This window comes from Methylobacterium sp. WL19 (assembly GCF_008040005.1).
GTDB lineage: Bacteria > Pseudomonadota > Alphaproteobacteria > Rhizobiales > Beijerinckiaceae > Methylobacterium > Methylobacterium bullatum.
In genome coordinates, this window is the sequence record NZ_VRVC01000088.1 from 1 (window position 1) to 22,615 (window position 22,615).

Genomic DNA, 22,615 nt, shown 5'->3' on the forward strand with positions numbered 1-22,615 from the left:
GCCCGCGACGGACGCGACAATCGCGGCTGGCTCTCGGATCTCCTGACCCGCGCCTCCCTCGACGACGACACGGACGGGTCCGATCCGGCGAACGCCTCCCCCGCGCCCGCCGGTCAGCCCAAAGCCGCCAAATCCGGAGCCGCGAAGGCGGAGCCGGCCAAGGGAGCGGCCGGTGCCGAGCCGAACAAGGCCGCCGTCGAGCGGAGCCGCACCGCCCTGGAGACGCTCTCCACCGACATCGCCAAGATGATCGAGCATCAGACGGCGGTGGAATTGTGGGAGCGCTACCGCCGCGGTGAGCCGAACCTGTTCGACCGCCGCCTCTACACGGCCCAGGGCCGGCAGACCTTCGAGGAGATCCGGAGGCGCTACGCGGCCGATGCCGAGTTCCGCCGGACGGTGGACCGCTATGTCGGCGAGTTCGAGCGGCTGCTCGGCGAGGTCTCGAAGAACGACCGCGACTCGCGCCGCGCCGATGCCTACCTCACCTCCGAGACGGGCAAGGTCTACACGATGCTCGCCCATGCGAGCGGCCGCTTCGAAGGGGCCTGACATCCTCGGCGACGGGGCGGCATCGCCGCTCCGTCGCCAGGCCATAGCCGAGTCGGGTCAGATCAGGCCGAGGACGGAAAGCTCGCGGCGCAAGGATTCCGGCATGTCGGCGAGGTCGTCGGAACGGCCCATGGCGAGATCGGCCGGTGCCGACCGCGCCGTGAGGTAGCGCCAGCCCTGGAAGGGCCGGCAGGGGCGCGGATTGACCGGCACCACGACGGGATCGAGGACGAGGCGGCAGCGACCGATCCCGTCGCTATCCGTGAACGGCTCGATCGCCGTGATGGCCTGGCGGCAGCACAGGGTGCCCTTGATGACCCAGTAGATCGAGCCCTGCCCGGCGATGGCGGAGGCCCGCTTCGGGACCATCCGGGTGACATGGGTCGTCGACGGTTCGCGCCCGGCCAGCACCGCCTCGTCCCGGTAATGGGCGATGCGCTGTTCGAGGTCCTCGATCGTCGCGGGTCCGACGCAGAGCTTCAGAAGGTGAAGGGCCATGACGGCCCTCTTATCAGCGCCGGCGAGAATGCGCGCGTGACTTTCGTCTCCCTCAGGAGAACAGGGCGAGTTTCTCTTTCTCGCTCAGCCCGTCGATATCGGCGAAGGCCGTGGCGATGTCGGTCTTCTCCGGCGCCGGCTTCGCCTCGTCGGATTCGACGTCCTCGAAGCCGACCTCGTTCAGATCGGTGGCGTCCGTTTCCTCGGGGGCGGATTCCTCGGGGGTGGGAATCTCGAGAACGGACTCGTCCAGAACGGACTCTTCGTGAGCGGATTCTTCGGGATCCGCCTCGGTGAACGCGTCCTCTTCGGCGGCCTCGGCCATCACCTCGAGCGAGGGGAGCTCCGCGGATTGCGGCTCGTCGTCCACGGTTTCCACAGGAACGGTGAACGGCATCGCCGCCTCGGGCTTCACCTCGGACGCCGCCTGGGCCTCCGACCGCAGGGAATCCATGCCGATGAACCGGTCCACGTCGCTCTGGTCGAGATCCTGGGCGACATCCGACGCGGTGGAGCCCGGTGCCGGCGGGATCGGCTCGACCTCGCCGCCCCAGATCGCGATCATCGCCGCGAGGCGTTCTTCCAGATAGCGCAGGGTATGGATGATGCGCGCGGTCCGCTGCGCCGTCAGATCCTGGAACGAGCAGGCCGTGTAGATTTCCGTGGCCCGGCGGTCGAGCACATCGCAGATCTCGGCGTCCGCACCCGATTCGCGCATGGTCCAGGCGGTCTCCTGGACCTCTTCCGCTGCGCCGAGGATATCGGAGGTCGCGCGTTCGGTGGCCCGGACGATGGCGTCGAGGGCGACGGAGGCGATGCCCAGGCGGCTATGGTCCTGATCCACGGTGCTGATCGCCGCGATCTCGGCCTTGGTGCGGGCGATGGCATGGGCCATGTCCATCAGGTCGCCGCGCATGCGTCCGACCCGCTCGGTCTCCCGGTCGGAGGGGCGGTCCGCCGTCACCGCGCTTTCCAGGCGCGCGATGGCGCCGAGCAGCATGTCCGTATCGGCGCTGCGGTTGCGCCTCGTATATTCGGCGAGGAACCAGCGGCCGCGTTCGCTCTCGCTCATCGCCGCTTCGATCCGGTCGTATTCCGACTCATCGACCGAGGTGAGCGAACGCATGACAGACATAGAACTCGTGTCCTCGATGGTGCCTCGCGCCATTGCGCGAAGTCGCGGGTACCAGCACCGGTAGATTGACACGATGGTTTTAACGCCGCCTTTACGGGTCGAATCGTCATCAGCGGCCGGCAGCGCTTCGCCTTCAGGCCGCTTCGCCCCTCGATCGAGCGGTCCATCCGGTGTCCCAAACCTCTCCGACGGAGCCGAACGCGACGCGCCTGTCGCTGCTCTATGCCGTCGTCTTCGTCGAGATCGGCATCGCCATGCCGTTCATGCCGGTCTGGCTGAAAGCGCTCGGCCTCGATGCGCGGATCATCGGCGCCCTGCTGGCGCTGCCCATCGCCATGAAGATCATCGCCACGGCGCCCCTGGTGGGGCTGATCGACAGGGGCGTGGCCGCGCGCCGTCTCCTGCTGGTCGGCAGCGTGGCGGTGGCCGCGACCTACGCGCTGATGCCCGCCGGTGCCGCCATCGGCTGGCCCATCCTCGCTGTGCTCGTCGCCGTGAACGCGGCGGCCGGAGCGCCGCTGGTGCCGACCATCGACTACCTCACCCTCGCCGCCGTGCGGCACAGCAAGCGGCTCGACTACGCCCGCATCCGCATGGCCGGGTCCATCGGCTTTCTCATCGCCAGCCTGCTCGGAGGCGCGGCCCTCGGCGCCATGGGCGAGCGTCTGGCCGTGCCGGTCCTCCTCACCGGCCTCGCCCTGGTCGCCGCCATCACCATCTTCGCCAGCCCGGTGGACGCTCATGCGGCGCAGCCGCGCATCGCGCCGGGTACACGCCCGAAGCTGCCCCGCGTGCTCTGGCTCTGCATCGGCGCGCAGGCGACGATCCAGGCGAGCCACGCGGCGACCTACGCCTTCGGCAGCATCCACTGGCAGGCCAGCGGCATCTCGGCCTCGTGGATCGGCGTCCTCTGGGCGACGGGTGTCGCCGCCGAGATCGTGTTCTTCGCCACCGTGGGGCGCTGGCCCGCCCATTGGCGCACGCCCTTCCGCCTCATCGGGCTCGGCGCCGTGGCGTCCCTGATCCGCGTGGTCGGCCTCTCCCAGGTGGGAGGCGACCTCGTCCCGGCCCTGCTCCTGCAGACCCTGCACGCGTTCAGCTTCGGCGCGACGCAGCTCGGGGCGATGACGGCGATCTCGGCCTTCGCGCCCGATGGGGCGCGGGGACGCGCCCAGGGCCTGTCGAGCGCCGTCAATGCCTGCGCCTCGGCGAGCGCGACCATCCTCTGCGGTGTCGCCTACGAGGCCGGCGGGGGGAGCCTCGCCTTCGCGCTGATGGCGCCGCTCGCCCTGTCCGGCCTGTGCCTCGTGTCACTTTCCGCGCGCATGGCGGCCGGTGAGCCCTTCACACGGCCTCGTTTGTAGGTCAGCACTCCGCCGTCGGTGGCGGACCTTGACCATTCCGTAACCTTGATCTGCTTTTTCTCAAGCATGAACCGGGAGTCGCGCTTCGTGCGCCACGCTGCTGCCAAGCCGAACCCTGACGCCGCCGAAGCCGCGATTCTCGGTGAGGGCGGACGCGTGGTCCTGAGCGGCCGCTGGACGGCGGATCAGGGCTCGTCCGTGGAGAAGGCCGCAGCACAGATCGCGGCACGCACCAACGGCGCTTCCATCCTCGTCGATCTCTCCAACGTCGCCCGCCTCGATACGCTCGGCGCCTGGGTCCTGGAGCGGACCCGCGGCGAGATCGAGGCATCCGGCGGGACTCTCGCCTATGCGGGCGCCTCGGCCGAGCACCGCATCCTGCTCGGCGAGATGAAGCTGCCGGACGACGGCTATGCCGGCAAGCCGAAGCGCGGACGCCTCGTCGGTTTCCTGCACGATCTCGGGGTCCGGGTCGTCGGCGCGAAATCGGACATGGTGAGCGGCCTCGCCTTCCTCGGCGAGGTGGTGACGGCCTGTATCCGCGTCGCCTCGCGGCCGAGCACGTTCCGCGGCACGGCCCTGGTCAACCAGCTCGAACAGGTCGCCTTCCGGGGCGTGCCGATCATCATGCTGATCTCGTTCCTGGTGGGCGGCATCGTGGCGCAGCAGGGCATCTTCCAGCTGCAGCGCTTCGGGGCGCAGAGCTTCGTCGTCAACCTGATCGGCCTGCTCATCCTGCGCGAACTCGGCGTGCTCCTCACCTCGATCATGGTGGCGGGGCGCTCGGGCTCGGCCTTCACCGCCGAGATCGGCTCCATGCGCATGCGCGAGGAAGTCGACGCCCTGCGGGTGATGGGCCTCGATCCCATCGAGATCCTCATCGTCCCGCGCATCCTCGCGCTGGTGATCGGCCTGCCGATCCTCGCCTTCCTCGCCTCGCTGGCGGCCCTGGCGGGGGGCGGCCTCACCGCCTCGCTCTATGGCGGCATGACCATCGACGCGTTCCTGGCCCGGCTCCAGGCGGCGGTCTCGTTCCACCACGTGGCGGTCGGCCTGATCAAGGCGCCGTTCATGGCGCTGATCATCGGCATCATCGCCACGATCGAAGGTTTCGCGGTCGAAGGATCGGCGGAATCGCTCGGGCGTCACGTCACGGCCTCAGTCGTGAAGTCTATCTTCATGGTCATCGTACTGGATGGACTTTTCGCCGTGTTCTTCGCGGCCATCGATTTCTGACGCCCGTGAATCACATGTCCTCCCCCCCTGCGCGGTTCGACAGCGCCCCGGCCCGCGACGTCATCATCGGCGTCCGCGATCTCGTGGTCGGCTTCGGCGACAAGATCGTGATGAAGGGACTCAACCTCGACATCTATCGCGGCGAGATCCTCGGCTTCGTCGGTCCGTCCGGACAGGGCAAGTCGGTCCTCACACGGACCATCCTCGGCCTCGTGCCGAAGCGCTCGGGCACGATCGAGGTGTTCGGCGAGGACGTCGACGGGATGACGATGACCCGCCGTCGGCAGATCGAGCAGCGCTGGGGCGTGCTGTTCCAGCAGGGTGCGCTGTTCTCGGCGCTCACGGTCAAGCAGAACATCCAGATGCCCATGCGCGAGCACCTGAACCTGTCCGAGCGCCTGCTCGACGAGTTCGCCCGCCTCAAGATCGAGATGGTGGGCCTGAAGCCCGATGCCGCCGACAAGCTCCCCTCGGAACTCTCCGGCGGCATGATCAAGCGCGCGGCCCTGGCCCGCTCCCTCGCCCTCGACCCGGAAATCCTGTTCCTCGACGAGCCGACCTCGGGGCTCGACCCCATCGGCGCGGGCGAGTTCGACGAACTCGTCGCCACGTTGAAGCAGACGCTGGGCCTCACCGTCTTCATGGTGACCCACGACCTCGACAGCCTCTACACCGCCTGCGACCGCATCGCGGCGCTCGGCGACGGGCAGATCATCGCGCAGGGTCCCATCGAGGCCATGCTGGCGAGCGACCACCCCTGGCTGCGCTCCTACTTCCACGGCAAGCGCGCGCGGGCCATCGTCCCGCAGGGAGGCCGGCATGCAGCCGCCTGACGCCGTCGTGACGATGCGGGCGCCGGTCGGTCGGACCGAAGCCTGTGTCATGCTGATCCGGGTCCGGACACGATTCGAGGGCATCGCGGGTCCCCCCTCATGGAAGGGGAGCCTCGTCGTGCTCCCCGCCGATACATCCGAGCCTTCGGAAAGACCTTTGAACCGATCGGCCGGAATGCCTTCCATCCCATCCGCGCGGCGCCCGGGCGGAGCCGTGCGCCACATCGCCCAGCGATCGATCGGGGCTCGCGCACCGCGTGCGTCCCCGCACCGCACTCGCCCCGCCACGCCGAGGTATCGCTGATCCAATGGAGACCCGTGCGAACTACGCCCTCGTGGGCGCCTTCACTCTCGCGGTCGTCGTGGCTGCCTTCGGCTTCGTGTTCTGGCTTCAGGGCGGATCGCGCAGCCAGGAACGGCAGGGCGTGCGCATCGTCTTCTCCGGCAGCGTCGGCGGCCTCGCCAAGGGCTCGACCGTGGCCTTCAACGGCATCAAGGTCGGCGAGGTGATGGACGTGCGCCTTCTCCCGCAGGACCCGCGCCGCGTCGTCGCCATGGTGGAGGTGGACCGCACCACGCCCCTGCGCGCCGACACCCGCGCCCGCCTCGATTCGGCGATGCTCACTGGCGTGTCGACGATCTCGCTCTCGGGCGGCAACGCGGATGCCCCGGCGCTGACGCCGGGCTCGGGCGATCAGACACCCACCATCTTCGCCGACAGTTCCGACATCCAGGACATGATGACGGCGGCCAAGCAGATCGCACAGCGCGCCGACGACATGCTCCAGCGCCTCGACAAGCTGGTGGCCGGCAACGAAGGCGCCATCACCCGCACCCTCGCCAATGTGGAATCGTTCTCCAAGACCCTCAGCGATGCGGGCCCCGCCGTGAGTTCGCTGGTGAAGGCCATCGACGGGCAGAAGCTCAACCGCGTCATCGACAATGCCGAGCGCTTCTCGGCGGCGCTCAGCACGGCCAGCCCGGACATCGAGGGCGCGGTCAAGGATGCGCGCTCGCTGGCGGCCAAGCTCAACGCCTCGGCCGACCGGGTGGACAACGTGCTGAAGGGGGCCGAGAGCTTCCTCGGCTCCGCCTCGGGCCAGACCGGCAGCAGCACCTTCGCCGAAGTGCGCGACGCGGCGATCTCCGTGCGCGACGCCGGCAAGGCCTTCCGCACCCTCTCCGAGAACCTCGACAAGCGCACCTCCACCATCGCGTCGAGCTTCAGCAAGCTCAGCGGGACCGGACGGCGCGAAGTCGAAGCCCTGTCGTCGGACGGCCAGCGCACCCTCAACACCCTCAACCGGACGGTGAAGAGCCTGGAGCGCGACCCGTCCCAGGTCATCTTCGGCGGCAAGCCATCGTTGCCGGAATACAACGGTGGCCGCTGAACCCGGCAAAGCCTAGCCGCATGTGTCCGGCGTCACGGCACGGAAACCGCTATGGCGTAGTTTATGGTTGCGCGCTCGTCCGCGCTGCACAGGTTTCCAGGCTCTTCGGATGACGTTTCGCTCGCATGCCCTGGCGCTCGCCTGCCTCTCCGCCCTGCTCGGCGGTTGCGGCGGCGGCGCGCCCATGACCTTCGACCTCGCCGCCCTGCCGAGTTCCGGCCGGCCGAGCGTGGCGGCACGGTCGATCTCGGTGGCCGAGCCGGTGGGCCTCCAGCCCTTCGAGCAGGATCGCATCATCGTGCGTCAGGCCGGCGGCGCCCTGTCGTTCCTCGGCGGCGGCCAATGGGCCGACCGCCTGCCGCGCCTCGTCCAGACGCGGCTGATCCAGAGCCTCGAGAATTCCGGGCGCCTGAAATCCGTGAGCCGTCCGGGCGACAAGATCGTCGCCGATTACGCGCTGATCAGCGAGATCCGCGCCTTCGACATCGCCTCGAATTCGGGCGAAGCGGTGGTGGACGTCTCGGCCAAGCTCATCGCCGACGGCACCGGCAAGGTGGTCGCCGCCCGCATCTTCACCGCGCGGGTGCCCGTGGCCAAGATCGAGGCGGGCAGCGCCGCGGTCGGTCTCGACGCTGCGCTCAGCATCGTGCTCGCCGACATGGTCCGCTGGGTGAATTCCGGGCATTGAGCCCGGTCGGGCGATCGGTAAACCTCATACGATCAGGAAGTCCTGAGCGGTCAGGGCCGGATGGTCCTTCACGACGGCGAACAGGACGGCCGCAGCGCCGTTGACCCCGTCGGGATCGTAGAGAAGCCGGCCCGTATCGGTTTCGTAGACGATCCGGTCGTCGCTCTGCGTGGCCGTCCCCGTGGTATTCGCCGCGAACAGTCCAGCGGAGAGAACACCGGTCTTCACCAGGGCCGTGAAGATCGCATTGTCGAGCTTGATCGTATCGTTGTTGCCCGGAGCATTGGCGAAATCGTTGATCGTGTCGACATTCGTGGCGCCGAGCTTGGTGTCGAACACGAAGCTGTCGTTGCCCATGCCCCCAAAGAGCGAGTCTTTGCCGAGACCGCCCTCGATCGTATCGGTGCCCGCCCCGCCCGAGAGCGTGTTGGCCGCAGCATTGCCGACGATCTTGTTGGACGATTCGTTGCCTGTGGCCGAGATCGCGCCCGTGCCTGTCAGAAGGATCGTTTCCGCGTAGGTTCCCGCCAGCGAATAACTCACGGAAGAGACGACGACGTCCTTTCCCGTTTCCTTCAACTCGACGATACGGTCGTCCCGCGAATCCACGTAGTAGCGGTCGTTCCCGCTACCGCCGACCATCGTATCCGCGCCTGCTCCTCCATCGAGGAGGTCGTCGCCTTCTCCGCCATACAGGGCATCCGCACCGTTGAGGCCGTAAAGCCTGTCGGCCCCGTCGCCGCCATTGATTTCGTCATTGACGAAATCGTGCCCGTAGAGGAGGTCGTCGCCGCCGGCGCCGTACACGAGGCCGTCGCGCGGATCGATGATCTGCATCTTGATGGAGGAGCCCGACGCATCGCCTCCGGCCCCGCTGTAATCTGTCCAGGTCACCATGACGCGACCGTCACGAAGCGCGGTGACGGAGGGGTCGAACTGCGAGTTCGACGTCGTCGTGTTGACGATGGCCTCGCCGCCCATCTTCGCGCCGGACCCGTCGAACGCCTGGAGATGGATCGACGAGCCGGATGTGTCGGGTCCGCTGCCGCCGAAGTAGTTTGTTTCCGACCAGGATACGACGAAGCCACCGTTATGCAGCGGCGTGAGGGTAGGATCGCCGCCAAAGGTGGTCGAGTTCACGAAGATCTCGCTGGCGATCGGCTGCGCGATGCCGCCATAGACCCCGTAGAGCCGCGCATGGATACCGCCGCCGCTGCCCTGGTTGAACGACGTCCACGTCACCACGAACCGACCGGCACCGATATACGCGACATCGGGCTCCATCGGGATGTCGCCGGTCGGGATGTTGACCTGGAATTCGGACCCGTAGGTTCCGTCGGGTCCAAGCAGCGAACCCTTGATGCTGTTTCCGCTCTGCCAGACGGCCACGGGAAGGATGCTCAGTGGCCCGGCCGAGATGGCGGGGTGCGATTGCACCCCGTCGACCACGCTGTTGACGATGAAGGAGGGCTTGAGCGTTCCGTCCGCGTTGTAGGTCGCGGCGCGGATGTCCCCGTTCGTCGATTCGAGATCCTGCCAGACCAGGATCGATTCCGAGCCGTTTCTCAATTGGGCGACATCGGGCTGATATTGATTGGCAAAGGACGTCGAGACGATCCGGCTCTGATACTTACCGGCCGCATCGAAGACAGAAGCGTAGAGATCCTGGTTCTCGGGCGAGGCGTAGTGCTGGTAGGTGACGATGAAGCCGCCATTCTCCAGCGGCGCGATGCTCGGCAGCGTGTCGCCGATCGTCGTCTCGTCGACCAGGAACTCGCGGCCGATCCGCGCTCCCGTCGTGTCGAACGTCTGTCCGCGTAGAACCGCAGTGGAACCGCTGCCATCTTGCCAGACGGCCACGACGTTTCCGTTGTTCAAGACCGTGACGACCGCCGATGTCTGGTCACCCGCAGTCCTGGTATTGACCAGCGTCTCCCCGCCCCATTTGCGAACAGGCATGGCACGATCCATCGATTGGCAGCTGAACTACCATTGTTGAATATTCAATCGGCAATTTCGTCAATACGACTCGACTTAGACTACTACCCAATTGCGATCACGTTTCCGTGATCAGTCATAGATTGGATAATCTCAGTTTTGGTATCCTCTCAGGCATCCAATATCAGTCGGATTATTTAGCCTACTCCATCACGGCGGCCTTCATGATCACCACCATGATCGCCTTGGCCGGCTCGGTGCCGACGCAGCGCACGGTGTGCGGCCTGTCGCAGCGGTAGCGCAGCGTCTCGCCCACCCGCGCGCGCTGGAACGTGCCGGCCACCTCGACTTCGAGGGCGCCCTCGGTGACGGTGAGGGATTCCACCGAGCCGCGCTGGTGCGGATCGGAATCGAGCACGCCGCCGGGATCGGCCGTGACCTCGTACCATTGCAGCCATTCCACCGTCTTGATCCAGCCGACGATGGCAAGGCGTATCTTGCCGTCGTCGGAGAGCAGGATCGGCGTGTCGGCGCGGGAGGTCTTCTCGATGAAGGGCTCTTCGTCGCTGGTGGCCAGCACGCGCTCGATCGAGACGTCGAGGGCCTGGCTCAGGCGCCAGATCGTCGCCAGGGTCGGGTTGGTCTCGTTGCGCTCGATCTGGCTGATGATCGATTTCGCGACACCGGACTGCTCGGCGAGTTCGGAGAGCGAGAGATTGTAGGCCTTGCGCAGCCTCTGGATGGTCTTGCCGAGCTGGCCCGAGAGAACCTGTGCCCCGTTCAGGATGTCCCGCTGCCGCCCCCGCTCGGGCGTCGTCGCCTGATCTTGCATTGTCCCAGAACCTATCGCGCCGTTCCGTACATCGAACGATCGTGCGGTACTTCAAACGCAATCAGGCATCCGATGCAAGGCGAAGGAGGCCAACTTCTCCGTCGTCTCAGTGCCAAAGGGCGTGGAAATGATGGACCGGTCCGTGTCCTCGTCCCACGTTCACGGAGCCGGATGCGGCGATGGCGGCGGTGACGTAGCGTTTGGCCTGGGCGACGGCCTCCGTCAGGGGCAGGCCGCGGGCGAGGCCCGCCGCCACGGCCGAGGACAGGGTGCAGCCGGTGCCGTGCGTGTTGCGGGTGTCGACGCGCGCCGACGCGAAGCGCCGCAGCGTCCCGTCGGCGCTCATGAGGTGATCGACGCTCTCGGTGCCCTCCGCATGGCCGCCCTTGATGAGGACGGCGCGGGCGCCCAGGGCCAGGAGCTTGCGCCCCTGCACCACCGCCTCGTTCTCGCTCTTGGCCACGGGAGACTCGATCAGGGTGGCGGCCTCGGGGAGGTTCGGCGTCACCAGATCGGCCAGGGGCAGGAGGTGGCGGCGCATGGCCTCCACCGCCTCGTCGGAGATGAGGCGGTCTCCGCTCGTGGCCACCATGACCGGGTCGAGGACGATGGGGATGCGGGAGGCATGACGGCCGAGCCCGGCGGCCACGGCCTCGATCACCGCGGGCTTCGACAGCATGCCGATCTTCACCGCCTTGACGTCGAGATCGGAGAACACGCTGTCGATCTGGGCCGCGATGAAATCGGCCGGCACGTCGTGGATGGCCTGGACGCCCAGGGTGTTCTGCGCCGTGAGCGCGGTGATGATGCTGGCGCCGTAGACCTTGAGCGCCGCGAAGGTCTTGATATCGGCCTGGATACCGGCGCCGCCGCTGGAATCGGAGCCCGCTATGGTGACGGCGATGGGTGTCATGGCGTGTCTCGTCCCTTGCGTTGCAGCAACCCTAAGCAGGTTTAGCAAAAGTGGTCACCGGTTTTGCGTCCTCGAACCTGCGACACTTCAAAGGCCTAAGCGAGGTAAAGCGTTGGCTTGCCAATGCGAACCTGCTTAGACCATCGACCGGAACGAGGGAATCCGGCCCGATTGAAAATGATTTTAGAACAGGGACTTAGAGAATTTCACCGGCGACCCGCTCAGGCCGGGGCCGAACGGCCCGCGCCCCTCGCCGCGAGGGCCGAATCCACCCGGAAGCGCAGGTCCCTCGCGCGGGCCTCCACCTCCTCGGTGGAAAACAGCGCGGAGATCAGGGCGATGCCGTCGGCGCCCGCTGCGATGATGGACGCGGCGTTGCTGCCGTCGATGCCCGCGATGGCCCCCACGGGAAAGCCGGTGCCCCGGGCGAGGCGCGCCCGGAAGGCGATGCGCGTGAACCCGTCGAGCCCCACGGGCGGATCGGGATTGTCCTTGCTGGTGGTGGCGAAGACGCCGCCGATGCAGGCGTAATCCACGGGCAGGCGATAGAGTTCGTCCGCCTGGGCCGCCGATTTCAGGGTCAGGCCGATGATGGCGCTTGAGCCGAGAATGCGCCGCGCCTCCGCCGGGTGCAGGTCCGACTGGCCGAGATGCACGCCCTCGGCCTCGGCCGCCAGAGCGAGATCGCAGCGGTCGTTGACGAGGAGCGGCACGCCGGTGCCCGTGATGGCTGCGCGGATGGCGCGGATGCGCGCCAGGGCCTCGCGGGCGTTCTCGATGGATTTTTCGCGGTATTGAAGAAGGGTGCACCCGCCCGCGACGGCCTCGGCCGCCATCTCGGCGAGATCGGCGCCGTCATCGCCGCAGACGCCCACGTCCAGAATGCCGTAGAGCCTCACGTCGACCGGCACGGTCGAGCCCAAGGCGGTGTCGCGTCCGATCACATCGTTCCTCCGGTAAGCCGCAGCGGCGGCATCCTAGTGGCAAACCTCCGGCGTTTGGTACCCGCTTCGAACGTCCGAATCGGGGGAAGGCCGCAATTGGTCCTGTCGGCCGCCCTCCGTCCCGCGCGGACGGATGCCCCGACGCGGCATGACGATCCCGGATTCCTTTTCAGGGCTTCGGTGGAGATTATACAAGGCACGGTACCGGCCCTCGAGATCGACGGGCGGAGAGAGCGTGATCCCCATGAGGCCGATGCCGTCGCCGCTCAGTCCCGAACTCCAGGCCGCTCTGGCGAGGGGGCTGGAGCGACGCGCGGACCATGGGGTGGCCGGCCCGGACCTGGATCGGATCGTCGACCTCCTGGGCGAGGTGCCACCCGAGCGGATCACCACCGCCGACGGGGCTATCGCCTACGCGGCGGGGCTCCACCGGGAGCCGCTCCCGTCCCGCCGGCGGTGGTTCGGCAAGCCGCGCACCGATTCGGAACTGCTCGCCCGGTCACCGGACCTCGCCCTCCTGTTTCTGTTCCACCGGGACGGACGCATGCGCGAGTCCGCCCTGGCGCGCCTCTCCGACGGCCTGCCCTCGCCGTTCCTGTTCGCGGCGGTGGCGTGGCGGCTGAACGACTGGTCCGCGCCGGTGCGCACGGCCGCCATGGCCTGCGCACGGCGCTGCTTTCCGCGCACGCCCCCCGAGGTGGTGGCGCGCTGCGCGGCCGCCCTCCACCTTCAACGGCTCGGCTGGTCCCGGTGGAGCGGCGAGCGCGCGGTCCTCGACGAGGCCTTCGGCCGCCCGGACGTCACTGCGCGTCTGGCGGACCTGTTGATCGGGCAGATGACGGGACCGGTCGCGCGGGTGCTGCGCGCCGTCTCGCGAACACCCGCGCTCGACCCGTACCTCCTGAGGGTGGCCGCCGAGGCGGTGCAGCCTGCCGCACGCGCGGCGGCGCTCTCGCTGCTGGTCGAGGGCAAGGCCTCCTGGCCGGTGGGCCGCGACTGGCAATGGGTGGACAAGTCGATAGGCCGGCGCCGTCTCGTGTTCGTCTACGACGCGCGGCCCCTGACGGTGGAGCCCGGACTCGACGCCGTGATCGCCCAGGGCATCGCCGATCGCTCCGCCGCCGTGCGGCGTGTGGCCCTCGAGGGTGCCATGTATCGCCTGAAGGGGCGTCCAGAGGCCCGTACCTACGCCACGCGGCTCCTCGGGGACCGCTCGCCCTCGGTGCGGGAGCGGGCCGAGTTCATCCTGCGGACCGACACGGGCGAGGCGCCGCAGGCACCTGCGAGCGAAAACGGATGCGAGTGAAGGCCATGTACGGCATCGTCGCGCACGGAGAGGTCATCGGTCATTCCGAACTGGAAAGCGGCGATCCGCCGATGGGAGTCGCGTTCGGCCGCTTCTTCCCCGCCGCCGGCTTCGACGCTTTCGTGCGGACCGTTCCGCCGGACGAGGCAGAGGGCGACGAAGTTCTCATTTGGAACGCGCTGTCGGCCACGAGCCCCGAAGGAGTCGTGATCGATTGCGCCGGGGTTGCGGTGTTCCGCTACGCTCTCGGCGACGAGGTAGACCTTGAGGCGACCGTACTCGGCATCTCCTCGCCGCCCTACGGTAAGCTGTTCCCGAACCGTGTCGACGCCTCCGGCGACCGTGCCACACAGGACCGATCCAACTGGACCTCGCTTGCCGGCCCCGGCCCATCGGCCTACTCCCCGCATCCACGAAGCACGGAGACTGGCATGACCACCGAAGCCGGGCGCACGCCGAAGCAGAAGATGATCGCGGGGGAACTCTATCACCCCGACGACGCGGAACTCGGTGCCGACCTGCGCGCCTGCCAGGTCTGGCTCGCGCGCTACAACGCCATGCTCGGGCGTCCCGCCGACGAGCGCAGGGTTCTGCTGCGCGAGATTTTCGCGGGGGTCGGCGACGGGGCGGTGATCCGGCCGCCGTTCCATTGCGATTACGGCTTCAACATCAGCATCGGCGCTCACGTCTTCCTGAACTTCAACTGCGTCATCCTCGATTGCACCACGGTGACGATCGGCGACCGGACGCAGATCGGGCCGGGTGTCCAGATCCTCACGGCGGACCATCCCCGCGAGGCGGAGGCGCGCGAGGCCGGGCTGGAATTCGCCCGCCCCATCGCGATCGGCCGCAACGTCTGGATCGGCGGCGGCGCGCTGATCCTGCCCGGCGTCACGGTGGGCGACCATGCGATCATCGGGGCCGGCGCCGTCGTCACCCGCGACGTGACGCCCGGCGCGACGGTGGTCGGCAACCCGGCCCGGCCGGTGCCCGCCAAGGCGTGAAGCGATGCGCGCACCCTGTCGCGCGTTGATTCCGGCACACAATCTGCCATGAGACCCATTCACGGACCGGGGGGCGGGACAGGTGACGAGGGCGCAGGACGGGTTTGCGGTGGAGGCGACCGGCGCGCTTCCCAATCCGTCGGCGGTCGGGCTCGTCGCCGTCATCGTCGCGGCGACGGACGGTGAGCCACGCGCCCTCACGGTGCGGGTTCCGGGCCAGGCCACGGGCCGTGAGACCGGGTTGCCGGCAGGCCCCCTCGTGCCGGAGCACCCCACGCTGGAGCGCGGCCTGCGCGCCTGGGTGGAACGCCAGACGCAGCAGCGCCTCGGCTATGTGGAGCAACTCTACACCTTCGGCGACCGCGACCGGCAGGGCGACGATTCGGCCGGCCTCCACTCCCTGTCCGTGGCCTACCTCGCCCTCGTGCGGGAGATGCGCTCGGCCTCCCTCCCCGACGCGTCGTGGCACAATTGGTATGCGTTCCTGCCCTGGGAGGATTGGCGCGCCGGCCGGCCCGAGACCCTGGACGGCATCGAGGCCAAGCTCCTGGCCTGGGCCGCCGGGGCGGTGGATGCCAAGATCAGGCGCCGGCGCGAGGACAGGCTCGGGCTCACCTTCGGCATCGGCGGCGGAGCCTGGAACGAGGAGCGCGTGCTCGAACGCTACGAACTCCTGTTCGAGGCCGGGCTGATTCCCGAAGCGCAGGGGCAGGCCGGCGAGGCACACGCCACGGATATCGCCACGACGGGGCGCCCCATGACCTTCGATCATCGCCGCGTGCTCGCCACGGCGATCGGGCGGCTGCGCGGCAAGATCAAGTATCGCCCCGTGGTGTTCGAGCTGATGCCGCCGACCTTCACCCTGTTCCAGCTGCAGCGCACCGTGGAGGCCCTGTCCGGTGCCAATCTCCACAAGCAGAACTTTCGTCGGCTCGTGGCCCAGCAGGGGCTGGTGGAGGAGACCGACGAAGTCACGAGCGGCGCCGCAGGGCGGCCGGCCCGCCTCGTGCGTTTCCGCCGCGAGGTGCTGCTGGAGCGCCCGGCGCCGGGGTTCCGGCTGACCCCGTCGCGGCGGTCGTCCTGACGCAGCGCGTGCCGGGGCGCGGGTCGGCCTCGGCGATGCGGCAATGGCCCGGCGGGACTACATCGTGGCCAGGATCGATTCCAGCAGGCTGCGGCTCTTCGCCAGTTCGGTGATGCGCTCGTCCACCTGCGCGATGTGCCGGCGCAACGTCTGCCGAAGCTCGTCGCAGGGTTCGAATGCGCCGCGCCCGGCGAGCGCACAGGGCAGGAACTCGCGGATGACCGGCAACGTCATCCCGGCCGCGCCGAGTGTCCTGATCCGCCGGACAATGTCCTCGTCCAGCGGCGTGTAATCGCGATACCCGGCGCCGGTGCGCTCCGGCGTGAGCAGCCCCTCCCCTTCGTAATAGCGCAGCATGCGCACGCTCACGCCCGTGCGCTTCGATAGCGTCCCGATCCGCATTGGCCGTTGACCCTGACAGTGCTGTCACGGATTAAGGCTGCGGCTCGTCGATGAAAACCAGTCGAGAGCGCTTTCCCATGACAGACGCCTTCGCCACCCGTGCCTGGATCGACGGGCGGACCGCCACCGCCTCCGACCTCGCCCCCCTCGCCTTCGCCGGGTTCGCGCATTTCACCGCCATGCAGGTCCGTGACCGCCGCGTGAGGGGGTTGGACCTCCATCTCGATCGCCTTCGCGACGGGTCGCAGGCACTGTTCGGCCGCATCATGCCGGAAGAGCACATACGACACGCGCTTCGGATCGCCGTGGCGGACGCACCCGGTGACCTGTCGCTCACCGCGACAGTGTTTTCGCGTAGCGGAGAATTCCGCCTCGGCGATGCGACCGATGAGTGCTCGATCCTGGTCCGGACCTTTCCGCCGAATGACGGCCCCGCCGGCCCGCTGAAACTGGCCCTCACGCCGCATGAGCGCTGGCGCCCGGAGGTCAAGCATGTGGGCGAGTCGGCAAAGACCCATCTCCTGCGCGAGGCCGCCCGGCAGGGCTTCGACGATGCCGCCTTCGTCGATCGCCAGGGACGGATCGGCGAAGCGACGATCTGGAACCTGGCCTTCTGGGACGGCGCGTCGGTGACATGGCCGCAGGCCGGCATCCTCGCCGGGGTCACGATGGGGATCCTCCGCCGGCGATTGACCGCCCTCGGTGTCGCCCAGCGCGAGGCGGTCGTAGCGGCGGACGGACTCGGCGAGTTTTCCGGAGCCGTCGCGATGAATTCGTGGACGCCGGGAGTCGCCGTCGCTTCCATCGGCACCGTCACCCTGCCGCGATCCGGCGACCTCGCCGCCCTGCTGCATCGTGCCTATCGGACCGAACCGGGGCTCGACGTCTGATCGTCCCTGCATGCGATCAGGAACTATCGCGCTCGACCATGCAGGAAGGGACGGCGGTGGCTGAGGATGACGTTTGCACAATATCGCACTGCAAAATGAATATGCTCAGGCTCAGCATATCTAGACAAGCGTATCTCGCGCGCCTACGTTAGTCGGCACAATGCTCAGATTGAGCATAACTGAGGACGCGTCCATGGCGGCCACGAGTTTTCCGATCGACCGGGTTTCGACCCTGCCTCTGCCCGAGATCTACGCCCGCGTGAGCCGGCATGTCCCGGCCATCGAATGGCCGGCCCTGGCCGACGACGTCGCGGCGATCCTGGAACTGAAGAAGGCCCGCAACGCGGTCATCCTCGCTCATAACTACCAGGCGCCCGAGATCTTCCACACCGTGTCGGACATCGTCGGCGACAGCCTGGCGCTGGCCCGCGAGGCGATCAACGTGGATGCCGACGTGATCGTGCTGGCCGGCGTCCATTTCATGGCGGAGACGGCCAAGCTGCTCAATCCGGGCAAGACCGTCCTGATCCCCGACATGCGGGCCGGGTGTTCGCTCGCCGACTCGATCACCGCCGCCGACGTGCGGGGCTTGCGCGAAAAGTATCCCGGCGTGCCGATCGTGACCTACGTCAACACCTCCGCCGCCGTGAAGGCGGAATCGGACGTGTGCTGCACCTCCGGCAACGCGGTGGACGTGGTGCGCTCGCTCAATGCGCCGCGCGTCCTGATGATCCCCGACGAGTTCCTGGCGCAGAACGTCCAGGTTCTGGTGCCCGAGGTCGAGATCCTCACCTGGGCCGGCCATTGCGAGGTCCACGAGCAGTTCACCCCCGCCGACATCGACGAGGTGCGCGAGAGCTATCCCGGCGTCACCGTCATCGCCCATCCGGAATGCCCGCCCGACGTGGTGGCGGCCTCGGACTTCTCGGGGTCGACCGCGATGATGATGAACTTCGTCACCGAGAAGCGGCCGCGTCAGGTGGTGCTCGTCACCGAGTGCTCCATGGGCGACAACATCGCCGCCGCCAACCCGGATATCGAGTTCATCAAGCCCTGCAACATGTGCCCGCACATGAAGCGGATGTCGCTGCGGAACATCCGGCATGCGCTGGAGACCCTCACCCACGAGGTGACGGTGGAGCCGGAACTCGCCGAGCGCGCCCGCGCGGCGGTGGAGCGCATGCTCGCGGTGCGTCCGCGATGAACGCGCATTCCCCGTTCTCCTTCACCCTCCCCGGCTCGGACCGTGTGATCGTCGTCGGCGCCGGCGTCGCCGGCCTCGCCACGGCCTTGCGGCTCAGCCCCCGCCCGGTCACCCTCGTCACCGCTTCTCCCCTGGGAAGCGGCACGGCGACCGGCTGGGCGCAGGGCGGCATCGCCGCCGCCATGGCGGAGGACGATGCCGCCGCACTGCATGCGGCGGACACGGAGGCCGCAGGCGCCGGCCTCACCGACCCGGCCGTCGCCCTGCGGGTGGCGCAAGCCGGCCCGGGCCTGATCGAGTGGCTCGTCGGCCTCGGCGCGCCCTTCGACCGGGACGCCGCCGACACCCTGGCGCTTGGCCTCGAAGCGGCGCATTCACGCCGCCGCATCGTCCGGGCTGGCGGGGATTCCACCGGGCGGATGGTGCTCGACACGCTGCTGAAGGCCGTGGCGCTGACGCCGTCCATCGAGATCCTGGTCGCCGATGTCCGCGGCCTGCTGCAGGACGGGAGCGGCGCCGTCGCCGGCCTCGTCTGTGAGCGCGACGGTGCCTCGGTGCGGCTCGCCGCGCGGTCGGTGGTGCTCGCCACCGGAGGGCTCGGCTCCCTCTACGCCTCCACCACAAACCCGCGCGGCGCCACTGGCCGGGGGCTGGCGGTGGCGGCCCGCGCCGGGGCGACCCTGCGCGACATGGAGTTCGTGCAGTTCCACCCCACCGCCATCTCGGTGGGGCTGGACCCGATGCCGCTGGCCACCGAGGCCCTGCGCGGCGAGGGCGCGCGGCTGATCGACAACGATGGCGCGCCGGTAATGGCCGGCATCGCCGGGGGCGATCTCGCCCCCCGCGACGTGGTCGCCCGTGCGATCTTCCAGGCGCGGCGGCGCGGCACCGAGGTCTTCCTCGATTGCCGTGGTGCCCTCGGCGCGCGCATGGCGACGCGCTTCCCCACCGTGGCGGGCCTCTGCGCCGCCTCCGGCATCGATCCGCAGCGCCAGCCGATCCCCGTGCGCCCGGCGGCGCATTACCATATGGGCGGCATCAAGGTGGACGGCACCGGCGCCAGCACCGTGCCCGGCCTATTCGCCTGCGGCGAGGTCGCCTCCACCGGCCTGCACGGCGCGAACCGCCTCGCCAGCAACTCCCTCCTCGAAGCGATGGCCTTCGCCCCCTGGATCGCCGAGGCCGTCGCCTCCGTGCCCGCCCCCGGTCCGGCGGTGATGGCCGAGCCGCGCCGGCACGACGAGGCCGATCACGATGCGATCCGCCGGGTCATGGAAGCCCAGGTCGGGGTGGTGCGCGACGCCGATGGTCTCACCGACGCTGTGCGCGACCTCGCGCCGGCGGCGAGGCAGGGCTCCGACGCGGCCCTCACCGGGTTGATGGTCGCGACCTCGGCGCTGTTCCGCCACGAGAGCCGGGGCGCCCATTGGCGCAGCGACCACCCGGAGCAGGCCCCTGCCCGGCACAGCGAGGTGACACTCGCCGAAGTCTGGCGGATCGCGGAGTCCGCCCCGGCCGATGCGGTTGCATCGGTTTGAATCAGAGGACCGGGACCGTCCTGGGACGATCCCACCCACCGATCTCATCCTGAGGTGCCCGCGCCAGCGGGCCTCGAAGGAGAGTTCCAGCTACCCCGTGCCAGATGGAGGCCTCCTTCGAGGGCTCCGCTTCGCTCCGCCACCTCAGGATGAGGTCAGTAGGCGGACCGTCGGCCCCCTTCCAGCGACCATCTTACGAGCGACCCCATGAGCGATGCCCGTCTCGTCCCCCTCCCCCGTCTCCTCGTGGAGCCGATCGTTCGCGCGGCTCTGCTGGAAGATCTCGGCCGGGCCGGCGACATCACCACCGACGCGATCGTGCCCGCCGATGCCCGCCTCTCCGGCGTCATCGCGGCCCGGCAGGACGGGGTGATCTCCGGCGTCGACGCGGCCATCATCGCCTTCGCGCTCATCGACCCGGCCGTGTCGGTCGTGGTCGAACGGGGCGACGGCGCGCGGGTCTCGCCCGGTGACGTGGTGATCCGTCTCGACGGTCCGGCGCGCGCCATCCTCACCGCCGAGCGCGTGGCTTTGAACCTCCTGTGCCGCATGTCCGGCGTGGCCACCGCCACGGCAGGGCTCGTGGAGGCGGCCCGCCCGCACGGCAAGGCGCGGATCGTCTGCACCCGCAAGACCACGCCCGGCCTGCGCTCCCTGGAGAAACACGCGGTCCGGGCCGGGGGCGGCTCCAACCACCGCTACGGCCTCGACGATGCCGTGCTCATCAAGGACAACCACGTCGCCGTGGCCGGCGGGATCGTTCCCGCCATCGAGCGGGCGAGGGCCTATTCCGGCCACCTCGTGAAGATCGAGATCGAGGTCGACACGCTGGATCAGCTGGCCGAGGCTCTGTCGGTCCGCGCCGATGCAGTGCTCCTCGACAACATGAGCCCGGACCAGCTGCGCGAGGCCGTGCGGATGATCGACGGGCGCGCCATCGCGGAGGCCTCGGGCCGCATCAACCGCGAGACGGTGGGCGCCATCGCCGCCTCCGGCGTCGACCTGATCTCCAGCGGCTGGATCACGCATAGCGCGCCGATCATCGACCTCGGCCTCGACGCGGTCTGATCCGGAGGACCACGACGTCCGGCGCGGATCGGGTTCCGCCGCGTCGGAGATTGTTCCCGGCCGACCTGGCCCCCGGACAATAATCCCTGCGAATACGGCTAAGCCGCCACACTGTGGCCATGGAGTCACGACCCCGGCGCAACCATCGCTTCATCGCGAATTCAGCTTGGCTTTGGGGCGGCAGCGTTTACGTCTTGGCGATCGGAAAACGGTATCCTGCGTCGCGTTACCGACCGTGTTTCCCCCACGTTTCGCCTGCCTTCGAGAGGCTTTGATGCGCCGTATCGCCCCCGCCCTGTCCGGGCTCGCCTGCATGGTTGGTGTCTGGGCCTCGCCCGCCGCCGCCTATGAGATCGACCCCCTCACCCGCCAGCCCCTGGACAACGCGCTGGTGCTGCGCGTGCGTCCGCAGGCGGAGCCCGCCCCCGCCGCCGTGGTGGCGGTGCCCACCGCCAACGCCTCGCTCAACCCGGCCGACCCGATGGCCTCGGCCGTGCCGCAGATGTCGGCGATCCAGCGCGAGCAGGTCGCCTTCGGCGGCAATTACGCTCCCGGCACCATCGTGGTCTCCACGGCCGAGCGCCGGCTCTATTACGTGCTCGGCGGCGGTCAGGCCCTGCGCTACGGCGTCGGCGTCGGTCGTCCCGGCTTCACCTGGGGCGGCACCCAGACGATCACGATGAAGCGGGAATGGCCCGATTGGCGTCCCCCGGCCGAGATGCTGCGCCGTCGCCCCGACCTGCCGCGCTTCATGAAGGGCGGCATCGAGAACCCGCTCGGCGCCCGCGCCATGTATCTCGGCGGCTCGATCTACCGCATCCACGGTTCCAACGAGCCGGAGACGATCGGCACCGCCGTGTCGTCGGGCTGCATCCGCATGACCAACGACGACGTGGCCGATCTCTACACCCGCGCCAAGGTCGGCGCGAAGGTCATCGTCCAGCGCTGATCGTCTTCGACACGCGTCGAATTGAAAAAGGCCGGCGGAAACGCCGGCCTTTTTCATGTCCCTCGGTAGAATGCGGTCCGCCTGCCTATTTCGAGACCGACAGGAACCGCGACAGCAGCCAGAGCGGCACCACCACCACGGCACCGGCCAGAATCCAGCGTCCGAAATCGTGGAAGGTCTCGAACCCGAGGTCGATGAGCGCGCGGCCCGCATCGTAGATGTGCCAGAACAGCAGGCCGGGCGTGATGCCCAGCGTCGCCATGATGGCGCCGACGAGGATGGACAGGAACAGCAGCTTCACCAGCACCGCCATGGGCGAACCGCCGAGGAAGCGCCGCAGGGCCGAACGCGGTTGTCCATCGGAATAGCCACTCCCGACGGGGGGACGGCCCTGGTAGGGTCCCTGTCGGCGCGGGTCGTTGTCGACGATCATGCTGTCATCCTCTGGCCGTGATCCGACGGCTGAACTCTTTCGGACATATGGGGCCTCATCGGCGTCTCTGAAGCCGGCGAACCCGGCGGAAGCGTGACCGATGCGACACACCCGAACGAAACCGTCTGTCCATTGGGGCGTTAGGCCGTTTCGCGCCGGCCCTGCGACTGGCATCGGTGCGGGCTTCGCCCACATTCGACGCGCCAGCCCGAATGCCGCTTCGGCCCCACACTGGATGAGACGAACCGTTCCATGATCGACCACGCCCTCTTCGACCCGGCGACGATCGATCCGGAGACCCACCGCCTCAACGCCGAGATCGTCGCGGCCCATGCGGCCCAGGCCGATCCCTGGTCGATCCCCCTCTCCGAGGTGCGCGCGCGCCGCCGGCAGGGCACCCAGGCCTCGCCCGC

Annotated in this window: 22 protein-coding genes and 1 pseudogene; 15 read left to right on the forward strand and 8 right to left on the reverse strand. The window is 68.6% G+C overall.

Annotated elements, in window-relative coordinates; all coding sequences use genetic code 11:
- Positions 1–552 (forward strand): hypothetical protein (locus FV220_RS16920; protein ID WP_147832649.1); only part of this gene is annotated, 552 nt, incomplete at its 5' end.
- Between the two features lie 57 nt (positions 553–609).
- On the opposite strand, the gene FV220_RS16925 is transcribed toward FV220_RS16920, so the two are convergent.
- Together FV220_RS16925 and FV220_RS16930 are read right to left on the reverse strand one after the other, a co-directional pair.
- Entirely contained in the window at positions 610–1,050 is a 441-nt protein-coding gene (locus tag FV220_RS16925) for a DUF1489 domain-containing protein (protein WP_147832650.1), read from the reverse strand.
- Positions 1,051–1,102: 52 nt separating this feature from the next.
- The gene (locus FV220_RS16930) at positions 1,103–2,185 is read right to left on the reverse strand and encodes a hypothetical protein (protein ID WP_147832651.1); all 1,083 of its coding nucleotides are present in this window, start codon (positions 2,183–2,185) and stop codon (positions 1,103–1,105) included.
- A 170-nt stretch (positions 2,186–2,355) separates the two neighbouring features.
- On the opposite strand from FV220_RS16930, the gene FV220_RS16935 reads away from it, so the two are divergent.
- The 5 genes from FV220_RS16935 (at position 2,356) to FV220_RS16955 (ending at position 7,697) form a co-directional block, all read left to right on the forward strand.
- Positions 2,356–3,549, forward strand: coding sequence for an MFS transporter (locus tag FV220_RS16935; protein ID WP_147832652.1), 1,194 nt, complete (start codon positions 2,356–2,358; stop codon positions 3,547–3,549).
- Between the two features lie 66 nt (positions 3,550–3,615).
- A complete protein-coding gene (locus FV220_RS16940; RefSeq protein ID WP_056149984.1) occupies positions 3,616–4,785 on the forward strand; it encodes an MlaE family lipid ABC transporter permease subunit in 1,170 nt (389 codons plus the stop codon).
- 14 nt (positions 4,786–4,799) lie between these two features.
- Positions 4,800–5,618, forward strand: a complete 819-nt coding sequence (locus tag FV220_RS16945; RefSeq protein ID WP_056149987.1) for an ABC transporter ATP-binding protein — start codon at positions 4,800–4,802, stop codon at positions 5,616–5,618.
- Positions 5,619–5,926: 308 nt separating this feature from the next.
- Positions 5,927–7,009, forward strand: coding sequence for an MlaD family protein (locus FV220_RS16950; protein WP_018042210.1), 1,083 nt, complete (start codon positions 5,927–5,929; stop codon positions 7,007–7,009).
- A 109-nt stretch (positions 7,010–7,118) separates the two neighbouring features.
- Complete coding sequence (locus tag FV220_RS16955) at positions 7,119–7,697, forward strand: ABC-type transport auxiliary lipoprotein family protein (RefSeq protein WP_018042209.1); 579 nt, start codon at positions 7,119–7,121, stop codon at positions 7,695–7,697.
- Positions 7,698–7,721: 24 nt separating this feature from the next.
- On the opposite strand, the gene FV220_RS26430 is transcribed toward FV220_RS16955, so the two are convergent.
- The 4 genes from FV220_RS26430 to thiE all read right to left on the reverse strand — a co-directional run bounded on the left by FV220_RS26430 (position 7,722) and on the right by thiE (position 12,324).
- Positions 7,722–9,656 carry a calcium-binding protein gene (locus tag FV220_RS26430; RefSeq protein ID WP_280529905.1) on the reverse strand — a complete coding sequence of 645 codons (1,935 nt, stop codon included), beginning with the start codon at positions 9,654–9,656 and terminating at the stop codon, positions 7,722–7,724.
- 181 nt (positions 9,657–9,837) lie between these two features.
- Positions 9,838–10,467, reverse strand: a complete 630-nt coding sequence (locus FV220_RS16965) for an XRE family transcriptional regulator (RefSeq protein WP_018042207.1) — start codon at positions 10,465–10,467, stop codon at positions 9,838–9,840.
- 106 nt (positions 10,468–10,573) lie between these two features.
- Complete coding sequence (thiD, locus tag FV220_RS16970) at positions 10,574–11,380, reverse strand: bifunctional hydroxymethylpyrimidine kinase/phosphomethylpyrimidine kinase (RefSeq protein WP_147832654.1); 807 nt, start codon at positions 11,378–11,380, stop codon at positions 10,574–10,576.
- A 221-nt stretch (positions 11,381–11,601) separates the two neighbouring features.
- Entirely contained in the window at positions 11,602–12,324 is a 723-nt protein-coding gene (gene thiE, locus FV220_RS16975; protein WP_147832655.1) for a thiamine phosphate synthase, read from the reverse strand.
- 253 nt (positions 12,325–12,577) lie between these two features.
- Between thiE and FV220_RS16980 the strand changes: the two genes are divergently transcribed.
- The 3 genes from FV220_RS16980 (at position 12,578) to FV220_RS16990 (ending at position 15,718) form a co-directional block, all read left to right on the forward strand.
- The gene (locus FV220_RS16980) at positions 12,578–13,630 is read left to right on the forward strand and encodes a hypothetical protein (protein ID WP_210245952.1); all 1,053 of its coding nucleotides are present in this window, start codon (positions 12,578–12,580) and stop codon (positions 13,628–13,630) included.
- 431 nt (positions 13,631–14,061) lie between these two features.
- Complete coding sequence (locus FV220_RS16985) at positions 14,062–14,634, forward strand: sugar O-acetyltransferase (protein WP_147832660.1); 573 nt, start codon at positions 14,062–14,064, stop codon at positions 14,632–14,634.
- Positions 14,635–14,716: 82 nt separating this feature from the next.
- Entirely contained in the window at positions 14,717–15,718 is a 1,002-nt protein-coding gene (locus tag FV220_RS16990; protein ID WP_246689476.1) for a hypothetical protein, read from the forward strand.
- Positions 15,719–15,775: 57 nt separating this feature from the next.
- Here FV220_RS16990 and FV220_RS16995 read toward each other — a convergent pair whose 3' ends face one another.
- The gene (locus tag FV220_RS16995) at positions 15,776–16,120 is read right to left on the reverse strand and encodes a MerR family transcriptional regulator (protein WP_056150002.1); all 345 of its coding nucleotides are present in this window, start codon (positions 16,118–16,120) and stop codon (positions 15,776–15,778) included.
- Between the two features lie 77 nt (positions 16,121–16,197).
- On the opposite strand from FV220_RS16995, the gene FV220_RS17000 reads away from it, so the two are divergent.
- The 5 genes from FV220_RS17000 to FV220_RS17020 all read left to right on the forward strand — a co-directional run bounded on the left by FV220_RS17000 (position 16,198) and on the right by FV220_RS17020 (position 21,769).
- Entirely contained in the window at positions 16,198–17,010 is an 813-nt protein-coding gene (locus FV220_RS17000) for an aminotransferase class IV family protein (RefSeq protein WP_147832657.1), read from the forward strand.
- A gap of 193 nt (positions 17,011–17,203) precedes the next feature.
- The gene (gene nadA / locus FV220_RS17005; RefSeq protein WP_147832658.1) at positions 17,204–18,214 is read left to right on the forward strand and encodes a quinolinate synthase NadA; all 1,011 of its coding nucleotides are present in this window, start codon (positions 17,204–17,206) and stop codon (positions 18,212–18,214) included.
- Positions 18,211–19,752 carry an L-aspartate oxidase gene (locus FV220_RS17010; protein ID WP_147832659.1) on the forward strand — a complete coding sequence of 514 codons (1,542 nt, stop codon included), beginning with the start codon at positions 18,211–18,213 and terminating at the stop codon, positions 19,750–19,752. The genes nadA and FV220_RS17010 overlap by 4 nt, the downstream gene beginning before the upstream one ends.
- A gap of 207 nt (positions 19,753–19,959) precedes the next feature.
- Positions 19,960–20,820, forward strand: coding sequence for a carboxylating nicotinate-nucleotide diphosphorylase (gene nadC, locus FV220_RS17015; protein WP_018042199.1), 861 nt, complete (start codon positions 19,960–19,962; stop codon positions 20,818–20,820).
- Between the two features lie 274 nt (positions 20,821–21,094).
- Complete coding sequence (locus FV220_RS17020) at positions 21,095–21,769, forward strand: L,D-transpeptidase (RefSeq protein ID WP_018042198.1); 675 nt, start codon at positions 21,095–21,097, stop codon at positions 21,767–21,769.
- Between the two features lie 85 nt (positions 21,770–21,854).
- Here FV220_RS17020 and FV220_RS17025 read toward each other — a convergent pair whose 3' ends face one another.
- The gene (locus FV220_RS17025) at positions 21,855–22,202 is read right to left on the reverse strand and encodes a DUF6460 domain-containing protein (RefSeq protein ID WP_056150012.1); all 348 of its coding nucleotides are present in this window, start codon (positions 22,200–22,202) and stop codon (positions 21,855–21,857) included.
- A 252-nt stretch (positions 22,203–22,454) separates the two neighbouring features.
- Here FV220_RS17025 and FV220_RS26515 point away from each other — a divergent pair.
- Positions 22,455–22,615: pseudogene (locus tag FV220_RS26515) on the forward strand (alpha/beta hydrolase); the annotation flags it as partial.

Excerpts from the sequence above, each read along its gene's own strand:
- FV220_RS16925 (WP_147832650.1), bottom strand. The coding sequence starts at position 1,050 with ATGGCCCTTCACCTTCTGAAGCTCTGCGTCGGACCCGCGACGATCGAG.
- FV220_RS16930 (WP_147832651.1), bottom strand. The coding sequence starts at position 2,185 with ATGTCTGTCATGCGTTCGCTCACCTCGGTCGATGAGTCGGAATACGAC.
- FV220_RS16940 (WP_056149984.1), top strand. The coding sequence starts at position 3,616 with ATGAACCGGGAGTCGCGCTTCGTGCGCCACGCTGCTGCCAAGCCGAAC.
- FV220_RS16945 (WP_056149987.1), top strand. The coding sequence starts at position 4,800 with ATGTCCTCCCCCCCTGCGCGGTTCGACAGCGCCCCGGCCCGCGACGTC.
- FV220_RS16950 (WP_018042210.1), top strand. The coding sequence starts at position 5,927 with ATGGAGACCCGTGCGAACTACGCCCTCGTGGGCGCCTTCACTCTCGCG.
- FV220_RS16955 (WP_018042209.1), top strand. The coding sequence starts at position 7,119 with ATGACGTTTCGCTCGCATGCCCTGGCGCTCGCCTGCCTCTCCGCCCTG.
- FV220_RS26430 (WP_280529905.1), bottom strand. The coding sequence starts at position 9,656 with ATGCCTGTTCGCAAATGGGGCGGGGAGACGCTGGTCAATACCAGGACT.
- FV220_RS16965 (WP_018042207.1), bottom strand. The coding sequence starts at position 10,467 with ATGCAAGATCAGGCGACGACGCCCGAGCGGGGGCGGCAGCGGGACATC.
- thiD (WP_147832654.1), bottom strand. The coding sequence starts at position 11,380 with ATGACACCCATCGCCGTCACCATAGCGGGCTCCGATTCCAGCGGCGGC.
- FV220_RS16980 (WP_210245952.1), top strand. The coding sequence starts at position 12,578 with ATGCCGTCGCCGCTCAGTCCCGAACTCCAGGCCGCTCTGGCGAGGGGG.
- FV220_RS16985 (WP_147832660.1), top strand. The coding sequence starts at position 14,062 with ATGACCACCGAAGCCGGGCGCACGCCGAAGCAGAAGATGATCGCGGGG.
- FV220_RS16995 (WP_056150002.1), bottom strand. The coding sequence starts at position 16,120 with ATGCGGATCGGGACGCTATCGAAGCGCACGGGCGTGAGCGTGCGCATG.
- FV220_RS17000 (WP_147832657.1), top strand. The coding sequence starts at position 16,198 with ATGACAGACGCCTTCGCCACCCGTGCCTGGATCGACGGGCGGACCGCC.
- nadA (WP_147832658.1), top strand. The coding sequence starts at position 17,204 with ATGGCGGCCACGAGTTTTCCGATCGACCGGGTTTCGACCCTGCCTCTG.
- FV220_RS17010 (WP_147832659.1), top strand. The coding sequence starts at position 18,211 with ATGAACGCGCATTCCCCGTTCTCCTTCACCCTCCCCGGCTCGGACCGT.
- nadC (WP_018042199.1), top strand. The coding sequence starts at position 19,960 with ATGAGCGATGCCCGTCTCGTCCCCCTCCCCCGTCTCCTCGTGGAGCCG.
- FV220_RS17020 (WP_018042198.1), top strand. The coding sequence starts at position 21,095 with ATGCGCCGTATCGCCCCCGCCCTGTCCGGGCTCGCCTGCATGGTTGGT.
- FV220_RS17025 (WP_056150012.1), bottom strand. The coding sequence starts at position 22,202 with ATGATCGTCGACAACGACCCGCGCCGACAGGGACCCTACCAGGGCCGT.